A 13,636-nucleotide genomic window follows, 5' to 3' on the forward strand; every position below is an offset into this window, starting at 1 on the left:
AACCATAATCTTTAAATTTTAAAAACTTAAAGCCAACTATTTTTAAAAATTATTAAAAGAAATAATTTTACTTCTTTCTAGTTTCTTTCATTCTAATTGTAACCGACTCAACATCACCACCAATAGGAGGATTAATTTTAGAAACCTCTACTATTGTTTTTGTGATCATCGGAATCTCATCTAGCACTCTTGTAATGATTCTTTTGGCAACATGTTCTAATAATTTAGATCTAATTGCCATTTCTTCTTCCACAATTTTGTTTAAATGTACGTAATCAACAGTATCGGCAAGATGATCAGACTCGGCAGATTTTCTTAAATTGGCATGAATTTCTAAATTCACTTCATAGTCAGATCCAATTTTTCCTTCTTCAATTAAACATCCGTGGTAAGAAAAAGTACGAATATTTTTTAGTTTAATAATTCCCATTTTTATAATTTTATTCTTGTAATATTTGGATTTTGGTAATTGGATGTTACAGCCAGTACGGAAACTAATTTCTCGTTTTCATCAATTGTAAAATGAATTGTATAAGGGAATTTCTTTAAAGGTAAAGTACGAACAATATTATATTTTTCTTCAAAAAAAGGAAAGGTCTTTAAAGTTTCTACGTAATCTTGATATTCATTAAAGAATTTTTTTCCCAGTCCATTAGTTAAAGATTCATAATATTCAGCAATTTCATCTACTTCTAAGTCAGCACGTAATAGAATAATTATTTCATACATTTATTTATTCCATTTAGCGTTGAGCTTTTTTTTAGATTCTTCCCAACTTATATAATCTTCTGGTTTGGCATTTTTCATACGTTCTAAAACCATTTCCTGCTGCCATAACGGAATTTCATTCGGAGTGTTTTCGTCTATAGAAACATCTGGAATATGTTTGAAAAAACTAATAAAAGTTTCGTAAAAATCGTCTGGTATTGTAACAGTTAATTGTCTCATAACTTTGATTATTTATGCAAAAATAGCAATAAATTTAATTCAAAGTCTCTTAGGCCCAAATCTCAATCTATCATCTATTTTTTTATCTTTGCTAAAATTACTATAAAATAATGACATCAGAAGAAAAATCACTCAATTTTATTGAACAAATCATAGAAGAAGATTTAAAATCAGGTCTATCAAAAAATAAACTTCATTTTCGTTTTCCACCAGAACCAAATGGTTATTTACATATTGGTCACGCAAGTTCTATTGCTTTAAATTTTGGATTAGGACTTGATTATCAATCTCCTGTGAATTTACGTTTTGATGATACTAATCCTGAAAAAGAAGAACAAGAATTTGTTGATGCAATAAAAAATGATGTTGAATGGTTAGGTTATACTTGGTCAGAAGAGCGTTATGCATCCGATTATTTTCAACAATTATATGATTGGGCAGTTTTATTAATTAAAAAAGATAAAGCTTATGTTGATAGTCAATCTTCTGAAGATATGGCTATTCAAAAAGGAACTCCATCTACAACAGGTACAGATAGCCCATATAGAAATCGTTCTGTAGAAGAGAATCTAGACTTATTCGAAAGAATGAGAAATGGAGAATTTGAGGCTGGAACTCATATTCTTCGTGCTAAAATAGACATGAAATCTACTAATATGTTGATGCGTGATCCTATTATGTACAGAATTTTACATAAAGATCATCATAGAACAGGAGATGCCTGGAAAATTTATCCAATGTACGATTGGGCACATGGACAAAGTGATTATCTAGAAGGTATTTCACATTCATTTTGTACACTAGAATTTTTGCCTCACCGTGAATTATATGATTGGTTTTTAGATCAAATTATAGATGAAGATAAACTACGTCCTAAGCAAAGAGAATTTGCAAGACGTAATCTTTCGCATACCGTTGTAAGTAAAAGAAAATTGCAACAACTAGTTAAAGAACACCATGTTAATGGTTGGGATGATCCAAGAATGTCAACAATTTCTGGATTAAGAAGAAGAGGGTATACTGCTGCTTCATTACGTAATTTTGCTAATTCTACAGGTATTGCAAAACGTGATAATTTAATAAGTGTATCTGTTTTAGAGTTTTGTATACGTGAAGATTTAAACAAAATTGCACCACGTGTAATGGCAGTTTTAGATCCGGTAAAGTTGGTAATTACTAATTATTCTGAAGGAAAAGAAGAGTTGCTTGACGCAGAAAATAATCAAGAAGATGATACAGCTGGATTCAGAAAAGTACCATTTTCAAGAGAATTATATATAGAAAGAGAAGACTTTTTAGAAGAAGCTCCTGCTAAATTTTTCCGTTTAACATTAGGAAAAGAAGTACGTCTTAAAAATGCTTATATCATTAAGGGAGAAAGTGTTATAAAAGATGCTGAAGGTAATATTACCGAAATTCATGTTACTTATGATACTGATTCTTTAAGTGGAAGTGGAAGTGAAGCAAGCCAACGAAAAGTATCTGGAACGTTACATTGGGTTTCTATTGCACATGCAGTAGAAGCTGAAGTTCGTTTATATGATCGTTTGTTTATAGATGAAGCTCCAGATAGTCATAAAGAGAAAAATTTCTTAGATTTTGTAAATCCAAATTCATTAGAAATTGTTACTGGATTTGTTGAACCAAGTTTGGCTACAGCTCAAAATGAAGATAAATTTCAGTTTCAACGTTTAGGTTATTTTACTGTTGATAAAGATTCAACTGCTTTAAAATTAGTGTTTAACAAGACTGTTGGACTTAAAGATGCTTGGGAAGAAAAAGGTAAAAAAGAAGAAAATAGCATTAATAATTCTTTAAAAGATATCAATAAATATTTTAAAGTTGAAACTAAACCAGAACGTTTAGCTATTGAAAATGCAATAGGGGAGAGCATCAAAAACATTTCTAGTTTCTCATTATTACAAAATTCTTTCAAAAAGAATATCAACAATAATAAGAGTTCTTTGTTGTTTGCTAATTTTATCTTGAAATTTTCAAATTTAAAATCTTCGGATTTTGATGCTGAAGAAATCAAAAAGTTTTATACTATGTCTTTACGAAGTGAATCAACTTATGTTCGTTCGAAAGCACTTTTAAATTTAAGAGATAAAGAATCAGATTCTGATTTTGTAAAACAGTTTGAAGAAGAAATTCAAAAATTAAATTCAAATCCTCCAAAAAATGCTTCCGATAGAGAAAAGGAACTTTTGGAAGAAATGTTAAAAAAATAATATCAATTTTAGTTATTGAAAAGCGCTTTTTATAAGCGCTTTTTTTATTATTTATAATTTCTATTAAAAAGTAAAATTTAATAGTTTTATCAGATTAAAATAGACCTCCATAAATTGATTTTAAGACGTTTTTAATAATCAGTCAGTATAATTATCGTTTTTATAAAAATAATTAATTAGCGTTGTTTATTTTAGTTTTAGACTTAATTTTAAGATGATTTTGTCGTTGTTAACATCCAAATGTTTATAAGTACAAGATCTTTACTATTCTGATGCATTTTGCACGATATTCAATTCAATTTTTCACTTTGCTACAGTTTTACATTTCTGATTTTAAAATTTCATATTTTGAAATCATTTCAATTTCTCCAAAAAATAATTCTACTAAAAGAGAAAATATTTTATAAAAATTGAATGAAACTAATAATCAATTTTATTTATGTAATTGTTTATTATATATTATTTTATCTATTATTTGTATTAATTATTATTTTTAAATTTTATATAGTTTTTATAGATTAAAAACAGCTTTCATATATTGATTTTAAGACGTTTTTATAATTAAGACGACTCTATTATTGGTTTTATAAAAATAATTAATTAGCGTTCTTTATTTTAGTTTTAGACCTAATTTATAGATGATTTTGTCGTTGTTAACATAGAAATGTTTATAAGTACATATCCTTTCCAATTTTCATACATTTCAGTCGATTTATAATTCAATTTTTTACGGAGTAAGTATTTTACTTTTTGGATTTAAAAAAAATTGGTTTTCTAAGATTATTTTCGATCCCTCTAAAAATACAATTCTACTAACTAGAAAATTTCATTGCATAATTAGTATGAAAACAATATATCAATTTTAATTATATTAAAGAATATTATTTAAGTTTTTAACTATTATTAGTATTTATTATAGATTTTTGTATTTTAATAGTTTTTATAGATTAAAAACAGCTTTCATATATTGATTTTAAGACGTTTTCAGAAATTGGATAACTCTAATATTGGTTTCCTGAAAAAGATTGAATGACGAGCTTTATTTTAATTTTTTGTCAAAATTATGATGGTTTAACGGGTTGTTAACACAAAAATGTACGTGAAAGAGTTATTTTTATAAAAAGCCAAAAAAGTAAATTTTTAGAAAATGAATTTATTCATTTTAAAATAAAAATGGAGTGGGCTATGATTACAAAATTATTTTTCAAACTTCAGAATTTGATCTTAATGCAAATTCTAGTTTTTGAATAGTTTTAGATGAAATTCATAAAATTAATTTATCGTTCGTATTTAGATTGTGATTTAGTTTTGATAATACTTTTTTCTTTAAAGTGTTTTTCAATTTTATTTCATGATTGTCAAAATCGCCTAAATTGATTTTTTGATTATTTTCAAAATTGTTTATTTCATTTTTTATGATATACTTTATTGAGGCTTAATTTTATATTATAAACTTAATAGCAGTATTTATGAAAATCAAATTTTTAATACTAGGAATATTATTTACGAGTTTTGCTTTTTCGCAAACTCATCAAATAATCAAACATAACGGAGAACAATTAGATGTTAATTATATAAAACAAGATAATGATCTTCTTTACTATTCATTAAACGGAAGTTCAGAACAATTTACTATTAGTAAATATGCGGTTTCTTCTCTTAATGAAAAAGCAAGTTCTAAATCAGAATCTATTTCTCCAAAAATTACAGTATCTGATAAAAAGGATTATAGTTCGGTTAAAATTTTAAAACCTAGCCAAACTATAGGACTAAAAGAAGTTGAGACTTTTTCAGGTTTGTCAACAAAAACAAAAGGGGAGTCTCCTTTAGCTTTAAAAGAACAAACGGAAAGACGCATCAAAACTAAGTCTGCAGATAATGGATATCCGTTTGTGGCAATTGTCGAAAAACCAGATGGTAAGTACCAGGCAGTTGCTTATGTATATTAAAATTATATTAAACATTATTCCCTAGAATTTTATTTGTAAAAAAAAGATTATCTTTAGTATTAACTTTTAAAAATTATAGTTATGTCAAACAACACAGGAAACACAATATTAGCACTTCTTACAGGTGCAGCGATTGGAGCAGGAATTGGAATTTTGTTTGCACCAGATAAAGGTTCAAAAACCAGAGGACGTATTAAACACGGAATCGATGATGCAAAACATAATTTAAAACATAAATTAGAACATTCTACTGAAGGATTACGTGACAAGTTTTTGAATGCAAAAGAAGATTTAGATGGAACTTACGAAAATCTACTTTCTAATATGAGCTACAAAACAGAAGAAGTAATTTCATTTTTAGAAACTAAATTGGCCGATTTGAAAACTCAAAACGCTAAGCTTCAAAAATAAAATAGCCTTTTTTTAAGGCATAAGCAAAGTACACATTGAACTTTAATTGTTATTGTTTCAAAAAAATTAATTAATTTTAAGAATCACAATACATTGGTTTCATTGTGTACTTTGTATTTTTATCAATATCACTAAAATAGTTATTATGGCTTTTGAAGAATTAAAAGAACATACAGAAAATATTCAGGATCAAGCGAAAGCTTATGTTGATAGTCACCTGGCTTATTATAAGTTGTGGGGTTTTAAAGTAGCAATGAAATCTACAACAGTAATATTCAAATTTATTTTAATCTTATTGTGTTTCAGTATGGTTATGTTATTTGGATCTGTTGCTGCTGCATTTGCAATAAGTGCCGCTTTAGGAAGTTATACTTTTGGTTTTCTTATAGTAGGAGGGTTGTATCTTATAGCTACAATACTTATTTTCTTTATAAGAGATAAAATGGTAGAAGGACCAATCTTGTCAAAATTTTCAGAAATCTTTTTTAACGACTAAATTATGGAAACTAAAAAATACTCATCATACGCTGAAATTGAACGAGAATTGGAAATTCTTAAATTAGAAAAACAAATTAATTATCAAAAGCTTGTTCTTAGTGTTCAAAAAACTAAAGAATCATTAGAACCAAAAAATATAGTAAATGGATTCTTGGGTTCTTATAAAGACATGCTTTCGAATTCTTATATAAAAATTATACAAGCCGCTATCCCTTATTTGATAGCTTGGTTTATGAACAAAAAAAGAGGCAATTAAGCCTCTTTTTTATTTTATAAATTCTGATTATTCTATTGCTTCCGGAGTTTCTGGAGCTTGATAATCTAGGTTAGTTTCAGTTTTTGGTTTAACCTTTTTATTCGTTTTCTTCATCATTTCGCCAACTTGGTTTGATGCACTAAAAGAAGCAACCATGTTATTTAGCATATCGCTTCCTGCCTGTGGTGAATTTGGTAATAAAATCAAATTAGAATTTGCATCTGCACCAATAGCTTGTAACGTATCATAATGCTGAGTAACAACAATTAATGCTGAAGCTTCCTGAGAATTAATTCCAACTTTATTTAAAACGTCAACACTTTCTACAAGACCTCTGGCAATTTCTCTTCTTTGATCTGCAATACCCTGACCTTGTAATCTCTTACTTTCAGCTTCAGCTTTTGCTTTAGCAACAATTCTAATTCTAGATGCTTCAGCTTCAAATTCTGCAACAGTTTTTTCTCTATCAGCAGCATTAATTCTGTTCATTGCATTTTTAACCTGAATATCTGGATCAATATCAGTAACCAAAGTATTGATAATTGTATATCCGTAAGTAGTCATTGCTTCATTCAATTCTCTTTTTACAGCAATAGCGATATCATCTTTTCTTTCAAAAACATCATCCAGTTTTAATTTAGGAACTTCGGCACGAACAACATCAAATACATAAGATGTAATTTGATCGTGAGGATATTCTAATTTATAGAAAGCATCATAAACAGTTTCTTTGATAACCATAAATTGAACAGATACTTTTAGTTTCACAAAAACATTGTCTTTAGTTTTCGTTTCAATGATAACATCAAGTTGTTGAATTTTAAGATTTACACGTCCGGCAATTCTATCGATCATTGGTATTTTTAATTGTAAACCGGAAGTTCTTACACTAAGAAATTTTCCAAAACGTTCTATAATTACAGATGTTTGTTGTTTCACTGTAAAGAATGAAGAAAGGAAAATAAATAATCCGAAGACTAAAAGAAGAATAATTGGAATGTTCATAACAGATAAATTTAGTTTAAATATTAATGGTCAAATTACGAAATTTCTTCCATTTTAATGCGTTATGTTTTTATTAAAATGAAAAAGCGTTAAGAATACCAACTTCTGGTGTTCTTAACGCTTTTATATTTATTATATTTTTTGTTTTTACAAAGCTACAATTGCTTTCTGTATTCTTAAGATTGTTTCTTCTTTTCCTATGATTTCAACAATGTCAAATAGGTGAGGACCTTTTAATGCTCCAACTAAACTTAATCGGAAAGGTTGCATAACTTTACCCATTCCAATTTCATTTTTCGTCATCCAATCTTTTACTATAGTTTCAATATTTACAGATGTAAAATCTTCAATATTTTCCAGAACAGATGTAAGTTCTTGCATTAAAGCAGGAGTTTCTTCTTTCCAGTTTTTGCTTGCTTTTTCATCATAAGATGTTGGCGCTTTGAAAAAGAAATCACTTAGTTCCCAAAATTCAGAAACAAAATGAGCACGTTCTTTTATCAAAGAAACTATTCTAACAAGATCTACTTTTGAAACATCAATACCTTTTTCAAATAAAATAGGAGTGAAGTCTTTGGCTAAATCTTCATTACTTTGTTTTATCAAATGTTGGTGATTGAACCATTTGTTTTTCTCTGGATCAAATTTAGCACCCGATTTATGAACTCTGTTCAAATCAAAAGCTTCTACTAATTCATCTAATGAAAATATTTCTTTGTCAGTTCCATCATTCCAACCTAATAAAGCTAGGAAGTTTATAACAGCTTCTGGGAAAAATCCTTTCTCTCTGTAACCAGATGAAACCCCTTCTTCTGTTTTCCATTCTAATGGGAATACAGGGAAACCAAGTTTATCACCATCTCTTTTAGATAATTTTCCGTTACCAATTGGTTTCAGGATTAATGGTAAATGAGCAAACTCTGGAGCATCCCAACCAAAAGCTCTGTATAATAAAACGTGTAGAGGCATAGATGGTAACCATTCTTCACCACGAATTACATGAGATGTTTCCATCAAATGATCATCTACAATATTTGCTAAATGGTAAGTAGGCATACCATCACTTTTAAACAAAACTTTATCATCTAAAAGGTTAGTTTCAAACTTAACTTCTCCACGTATAATATCTTGTAAGTGCAATGTCTCGTTAACCGGAGTTTTAAAACGGATAACATAATGTTCTCCATTTGCAATTCTCTTAGCAGTTTCTTCTGCAGAAATTACTAGAGAAGTATCTAGTTTTTCGCGGTTATGATGATTGTATATAAATGTTTTTCCTTCAGCTTCATGTTGTTTTCTATGAGCATCTAATGATTCTGGAGTATCAAATGCATAGTAAGCCCAACCCGAATTGATCAATTGGTCAGCATATTGTTGGTATAAATCTTTACGATCACTTTGTCTGTATGGTCCAAATTTTTCATTTTTTCCAACAGTTTCATCTGGAGCAATTCCTAACCATTCCAGAGCTTCCATAATATAAGCTTCGGCACCAGGAACAAAACGGGTCTGATCAGTATCTTCAATTCTAAGATAAAAAACACCGTTATGTTTTTTTGCAAATAAATAATTAAATAGGGCAGTACGAACACCACCAATATGTAATGGTCCAGTCGGACTTGGTGCAAAACGCACACGAACTTGCTTTGACATTTGTTTAAATTTTGATGCAAAGATACAATTCAGATTTTAGAGTATTGATTTGTAGATATAAAAAAAGAGCTATAGATTATTGGTCTATAGCTCTTTTGATTATTTTAAACTAGCTTACATCTTTTTTGTTAAAAGATTCACTGTTGTGTTTGCAGATGATGTCATTCCATTTTCGAATAGCAGATTATATTTAATTGTATAATTATCATTTCCATTTTCAGTAATGGTTAAAACCCCTTCTTTTAAATTGGTTCTATCGAGTCCGTTTGAATAATGTTCTAATAATGTTTTGCCATCTGAAGATGTTACAAAAATTTCATAACCAGTTAAACCTTTGTCTAATATATCTATTCCGGTTTCATCTCGCCAATCACCTAATTGATAGGTACCAGAAATATTAGTTTTAGTAGTTTTATGAAATATAGTTAGTTGAATAATCACAGTTTCTGTCTGGTCATTATTTAGATTTACTAAACTTAATAGTGTACTAGATACATTTTTAGATTGGGCTACAGTTAAAGCAGATCCAGTTGTAACATCATATGTAATATTTTTAAAAATGAACTGTCCTTTAGTTTTAACTGTAGGTTCCGTTGGCTTTTCTTCTGGCTGCTCAATTGGCTTATCTGTAGATTGCTCTTGTGGCAGAGGTTCATTATCACTACTACAAGATATGAGTGCTAATGTAATAAGTAATACATATAATTTTTTCATGATTTTTATTTTAAATTAACTGCAAATTTGGTTTAAATTCGAATAAATCAATGGTTGTGTAAGTCATTTTTATAACATTATGGGGTTTTTAAAAACGGATATAGATAGTAGTATTTTATTTGGAATTTCAATTAGTATAATTGTTACTTTTATAGGTTATAAGCAAAACAGAATACTATTGTGAAAACAGTTCCATTTATATATCAAAAGTTAGAAGCTTTTATCAAGAAATATTATACCAATGAGTTGATTAGAGGTTTACTTCTTTTCACTGGTTTTGGATTGTTGTATTTTTTATTTACGATTTTCATCGAATATTTTCTTTGGTTAAAGCCAGTAGGAAGAACACTTTTGTTCTGTGCTTTTGTATGCGTGGAAGTATTTTTACTGTTTCGTTTTATTATGTTTCCGCTTTTTAAATTATTCAAACTTCAAAAAGGCATTGATTACAATCAGGCTTCGGCAATTATAGGAAATCATTTTACTGAAGTAAATGATAAACTGACTAACTTTTTGCAACTTTCGGCTACAGATAATGATATCGAAAAGTCTGAATTAATGTTGGCTTCAATAGAACAAAAAGCAAATTCGCTCCAACCGATACCGTTCAGTAATGCTATTAATTTTAATTCAAATAAGAAATATTTACCATTAGCTTTAATACCAATTTTGTTCTTTTTGGTTTTTTATATTTCTGGAAACAGTAGTATTCTTTCTCAAAGTTTAAATAGAGTAGTGCATTTTAATGCTGCTTTTTTACCACCAGCACCTTTTAAATTTGTTGTTCTAAATTATAATTTGCAAACCGAACAGAACAAAGATTTTATTCTTCAGGTACAATCAGAGGGGAAAGTGATTCCTGAGAATGTTATGATTCATATAGGAAACGAAAGTTATTTTATGGAATCGACCAAACCTGGAGTATTTGAATTTAAGATTGAGAAACCAAATACTAATGTTGAGTTTTATGTAGAAGGTAATCTTGTTACTTCTCCATCATATGAATTAAAAGTTATCACAGTTCCATCTATTGCAAACTTCGAAATGCACTTAAACTTTCCTTCATATCTTAATAAGAAAAGTGAAACTATTAGCGGAACAGGTAATGCTATTTTGCCAGAAGGTACTCGAGTAACTTGGAAAATGAATACTAAATCTACTCAAAACGTAGATTGGAAAGAAGGTACTACATCTATTCCTTTTACTAAAGCAGATGATAGCTTCGTTTTATCAAAAAATGTAACTCAAAATACAGAATATCAAATTCTTACATCAAATAACAAGGTTAAAAACTACGAAAAGCTTAATTATCAGCTCTCAGTTATCAAAGATCAGTTTCCAACTATCAATGTGAGCGTTGCTCCGGATAGTTTAAAGTTAGGTAAAGACTATATGTTAGGACAATTGTCTGATGACTATGGTTTGTCAAAATTGCAAATCGTATACTACGAGCGCAACAAACCTAACACTGCCAAACGTGGAACAATTGCAGTTAAGAACAATGTTTTCGATCAGTTTGTTTTCTCATTCCCAAGTAATCTTCCTGTTGAGCAAGGAGTATCTTATGAATATTATTTTGAAGTTTTTGATAACGATGCACCACATAATTTCAAGAGTGCAAAGTCATCTGTTTTTTCAGATAGAGTTGCTACTACAGATGAATTGCACGAACAAGATTTAGAGATGCAAAACAGTAATATTAATGCTTTATCTAAATCATTAAAAAGTCAGGATAAGCAAATTTCTGAATTAGAAAAACTTCAAAATCTAGGGAAGGAAAAGAACAATTTAGAATTTAAAGACCAACAAAAAGTAAATGATTTTGTCAAACGTCAGAAACAGCAAGACCAAATGATGAAAGAATTTGCTGAGAAGATGAACCAAAATCTTGACAAATTTAAGACTGAAAAGAAAGACCAAACTATCGAAGATTTACAAAAACGTTTGGATAAAGCAGATAAGGATTTAGAGAAAAACCAAAAATTATTGGATGAACTTAAAGACTTAAATGATAAAATTAAGAGTGATGAATTGTTTGATAAGATTGATAAGTTCAAACAAATTTCTAAGAATCAATCTAGAAATTTAGAACAATTGGTAGAGCTTACCAAGAGGTTTTATGTGTCTAAAAAAGCAGAACAACTAAAAGATAAATTAGAAAAACTTGCCGATAAGCAAGAGCAACTTTCTAATAAAGAAAAAGAAAACACTGCCGATAAACAAGATGAAATCAATAAAGAATTTGACAAGGTTCAGGAAGATTTAAAGGATTTAAAAGAAGAAAATAAATCTTTAAAAGCTCCTATGGAAATTCCAGCTGATGCCAATAAAGAGAAAGATATTGATAATGAATTAAAAAAAGCATCTGAAGAATTAAAGAAAAACAATAGCGCAGGAGCAAAGCCAAAACAAAAAAATGCAGCTAAGAAAATGAAAGAGATGGCTGAGAAAATGAAAGAAGGGATGGAAGGTTCTGAGCAGGAACAACTAGAAGAAGATGTAAAAATGCTACGTCAGATTCTTGATAACCTTCTTGCTTTTTCATTATCAGAAGAGGCAGTTATGTTACAGTTTAAATCGCTTAAGTTGGGTTCATCTGTATTTAACAAGAACATAAAGATACAGCAAAATTTAAAGTTACAGTTTAAACATATCGATGATAGCTTGTTTGCATTGTCTTTACGTAACCCAAAAGTAGCAGAAGATGTTACTAAAGAAATTGGAAACGTACAATACAATATGGATAAAGCTCTTGAAACGTTAACCGATGTTCAGATTCCTAAAGGAGTTTCTCACCAGCAATACGCAGTTTCATCAGCTAATAAACTGGCTGATTTCCTGAGTGATTTATTAAGCAATATGCAAATGTCAATGTCTAGTCCTGGTTCAGGAAAACCTAAACCGGGTCAAGGAGAAGGAATGCAGTTGCCAGATATCATGAAGAAGCAAGAAGGTTTAGGAAAGAAAATGAAAGAAGGAATGGAGAAAGGGCAGGAGCCAGGTAAAGGAAAAGATGGTAAAGATGGCAAGGATCCTAAGTCAGGAGGGAAAGGAACATCTGGAGATGATGGCGAAGGTAATGCTCAAGAGATAATGGAAATTTACAAAGAACAAGTTCGCCTTAGAGAAGCTTTACAAAACGAATTAGAGAAACAAGGACTAGGACCAAATGGTCAAAAGACTTTGGAACAAATGAAGCAACTAGAAAAGCAACTCCTCAATAAAGGATTTAAGAACGAAAATATGCAGCGTATTTTAAATATTCAACAAGAATTATTAAAGCTAAATAATGCTGTTCAGGAACAAGGTCAAGAGAACAAGCGACAATCCGAAACAAATAGGAAAGAATTTAATAATCAATCGAATGCGTTGCCAACGCCCTTATCAGATTATTTAAATAGCATAGAGATTTTAAATAGACAATCATTACCTTTGCGCTCGAATTTTAATCAAAAGGTTCAAGAATACTTTAATACAAAATGATCAATTTTAATTACGAAACAGACTTCGTTTTAAATAATGAAGAAGCGTTTGAAGAATGGCTATCGGCTGTGATTCTTTCAGAGAATAAAAAAGAAGGAGAGATAAGTTATATATTTTGCGACGATGAATATCTTCATAAGATAAATGTAGAGTATCTAAACCACGACACACTTACAGATATTATTAGTTTTGATTATACTGTAGGTAACGAACTAAACGGAGATATTTTTGTTTCTGTAGAACGAGTTCGTGACAATGCTCTAGATTTTAATGTTCCGTTTGAGAATGAGTTGAAGCGAGTGTTGGCTCATGGTATCTTGCATTACTGCGGATACAAGGATAAGTCAGAGAGTGAAGCTGCTTTAATGCGCTCTAAAGAAGAAGAGAAAATAGCAATGTTCCACGTGGAACTATAATTATAAAACTCTTTTTTTAATTACATGTTCCACGTGGAACATGTAATTTAAATTTTTACTTTGTGTGTTCCA

At 29.4% G+C, this 13,636-nt stretch carries 13 protein-coding genes; 7 read left to right on the top strand and 6 right to left on the bottom strand.

Going from position 1 to position 13,636, the window contains the following annotated elements:
• Window positions 1–67 precede the first annotated feature (67 nt).
• Genes folB through AC3IPI_RS05495 form a run of 3 tightly spaced genes read right to left on the bottom strand, consistent with a single transcriptional unit; the run spans window position 68 to window position 948 of the window.
• Window positions 68–430: a dihydroneopterin aldolase gene (folB, locus tag AC3IPI_RS05485; protein WP_086896257.1), complete on the bottom strand. Its 363-nt coding sequence runs from the start codon at window positions 428–430 to the stop codon at window positions 68–70.
• A 2-nt stretch (window positions 431–432) separates the two neighbouring features.
• Window positions 433–729, bottom strand: a complete 297-nt coding sequence (locus tag AC3IPI_RS05490; RefSeq protein ID WP_409417745.1) for a hypothetical protein — start codon at window positions 727–729, stop codon at window positions 433–435.
• A complete protein-coding gene (locus AC3IPI_RS05495) occupies window positions 730–948 on the bottom strand; it encodes a hypothetical protein (RefSeq protein WP_039113291.1) in 219 nt (72 codons plus the stop codon).
• Between the two features lie 110 nt (window positions 949–1,058).
• Between AC3IPI_RS05495 and AC3IPI_RS05500 the strand changes: the two genes are divergently transcribed.
• From AC3IPI_RS05500 to AC3IPI_RS05520, 5 genes are all read left to right on the top strand, one after another.
• A complete protein-coding gene (locus AC3IPI_RS05500) occupies window positions 1,059–3,179 on the top strand; it encodes a glutamine--tRNA ligase/YqeY domain fusion protein (protein WP_489157645.1) in 2,121 nt (706 codons plus the stop codon).
• 1,469 nt (window positions 3,180–4,648) lie between these two features.
• Window positions 4,649–5,128, top strand: a complete 480-nt coding sequence (locus tag AC3IPI_RS05505; RefSeq protein WP_489157647.1) for a hypothetical protein — start codon at window positions 4,649–4,651, stop codon at window positions 5,126–5,128.
• An 81-nt stretch (window positions 5,129–5,209) separates the two neighbouring features.
• Entirely contained in the window at window positions 5,210–5,539 is a 330-nt protein-coding gene (locus tag AC3IPI_RS05510) for a YtxH domain-containing protein (RefSeq protein WP_039113287.1), read from the top strand.
• Window positions 5,540–5,684: 145 nt separating this feature from the next.
• Window positions 5,685–6,035 carry a competence protein gene (locus AC3IPI_RS05515; protein ID WP_086895755.1) on the top strand — a complete coding sequence of 117 codons (351 nt, stop codon included), beginning with the start codon at window positions 5,685–5,687 and terminating at the stop codon, window positions 6,033–6,035.
• A 3-nt stretch (window positions 6,036–6,038) separates the two neighbouring features.
• Window positions 6,039–6,293 carry a DUF6327 family protein gene (locus tag AC3IPI_RS05520; protein ID WP_039113285.1) on the top strand — a complete coding sequence of 85 codons (255 nt, stop codon included), beginning with the start codon at window positions 6,039–6,041 and terminating at the stop codon, window positions 6,291–6,293.
• A 27-nt stretch (window positions 6,294–6,320) separates the two neighbouring features.
• Here the strand turns inward: AC3IPI_RS05520 and AC3IPI_RS05525 are convergent, their stop codons facing one another.
• The 3 genes from AC3IPI_RS05525 to AC3IPI_RS05535 form a co-directional block, all read right to left on the bottom strand.
• A complete protein-coding gene (locus AC3IPI_RS05525) occupies window positions 6,321–7,298 on the bottom strand; it encodes an SPFH domain-containing protein (protein ID WP_039113284.1) in 978 nt (325 codons plus the stop codon).
• A 147-nt stretch (window positions 7,299–7,445) separates the two neighbouring features.
• A complete protein-coding gene (gltX, locus tag AC3IPI_RS05530; protein ID WP_489157650.1) occupies window positions 7,446–8,951 on the bottom strand; it encodes a glutamate--tRNA ligase in 1,506 nt (501 codons plus the stop codon).
• A gap of 114 nt (window positions 8,952–9,065) precedes the next feature.
• Window positions 9,066–9,665 carry a hypothetical protein gene (locus AC3IPI_RS05535; protein WP_489157652.1) on the bottom strand — a complete coding sequence of 200 codons (600 nt, stop codon included), beginning with the start codon at window positions 9,663–9,665 and terminating at the stop codon, window positions 9,066–9,068.
• Between the two features lie 180 nt (window positions 9,666–9,845).
• On the opposite strand from AC3IPI_RS05535, the gene AC3IPI_RS05540 reads away from it, so the two are divergent.
• Both AC3IPI_RS05540 and ybeY read left to right on the top strand, forming a co-directional pair.
• Complete coding sequence (locus tag AC3IPI_RS05540) at window positions 9,846–13,148, top strand: hypothetical protein (RefSeq protein WP_489157654.1); 3,303 nt, start codon at window positions 9,846–9,848, stop codon at window positions 13,146–13,148.
• Window positions 13,145–13,564: an rRNA maturation RNase YbeY gene (ybeY, locus tag AC3IPI_RS05545; RefSeq protein ID WP_039113281.1), complete on the top strand. Its 420-nt coding sequence runs from the start codon at window positions 13,145–13,147 to the stop codon at window positions 13,562–13,564. The genes AC3IPI_RS05540 and ybeY overlap by 4 nt, the downstream gene beginning before the upstream one ends.
• Window positions 13,565–13,636 lie beyond the last annotated feature (72 nt).

The sequence above is a fragment of the Flavobacterium sp. GL_143 genome (assembly GCF_057834355.1).

What these genes read in the sequence shown, in the direction of transcription:
- gltX (WP_489157650.1), bottom strand. Translation starts at nt 8,951, where the DNA reads ATGTCAAAGCAAGTTCGTGTGCGTTTTGCACCAAGTCCGACTGGACCA.
- ybeY (WP_039113281.1), top strand. Translation starts at nt 13,145, where the DNA reads ATGATCAATTTTAATTACGAAACAGACTTCGTTTTAAATAATGAAGAA.
- AC3IPI_RS05505 (WP_489157647.1), top strand. Translation starts at nt 4,649, where the DNA reads ATGAAAATCAAATTTTTAATACTAGGAATATTATTTACGAGTTTTGCT.
- AC3IPI_RS05495 (WP_039113291.1), bottom strand. Translation starts at nt 948, where the DNA reads ATGAGACAATTAACTGTTACAATACCAGACGATTTTTACGAAACTTTT.
- AC3IPI_RS05490 (WP_409417745.1), bottom strand. Translation starts at nt 729, where the DNA reads ATGTATGAAATAATTATTCTATTACGTGCTGACTTAGAAGTAGATGAA.
- AC3IPI_RS05500 (WP_489157645.1), top strand. Translation starts at nt 1,059, where the DNA reads ATGACATCAGAAGAAAAATCACTCAATTTTATTGAACAAATCATAGAA.
- folB (WP_086896257.1), bottom strand. Translation starts at nt 430, where the DNA reads ATGGGAATTATTAAACTAAAAAATATTCGTACTTTTTCTTACCACGGA.
- AC3IPI_RS05510 (WP_039113287.1), top strand. Translation starts at nt 5,210, where the DNA reads ATGTCAAACAACACAGGAAACACAATATTAGCACTTCTTACAGGTGCA.
- AC3IPI_RS05525 (WP_039113284.1), bottom strand. Translation starts at nt 7,298, where the DNA reads ATGAACATTCCAATTATTCTTCTTTTAGTCTTCGGATTATTTATTTTC.
- AC3IPI_RS05535 (WP_489157652.1), bottom strand. Translation starts at nt 9,665, where the DNA reads ATGAAAAAATTATATGTATTACTTATTACATTAGCACTCATATCTTGT.
- AC3IPI_RS05520 (WP_039113285.1), top strand. Translation starts at nt 6,039, where the DNA reads ATGGAAACTAAAAAATACTCATCATACGCTGAAATTGAACGAGAATTG.
- AC3IPI_RS05515 (WP_086895755.1), top strand. Translation starts at nt 5,685, where the DNA reads ATGGCTTTTGAAGAATTAAAAGAACATACAGAAAATATTCAGGATCAA.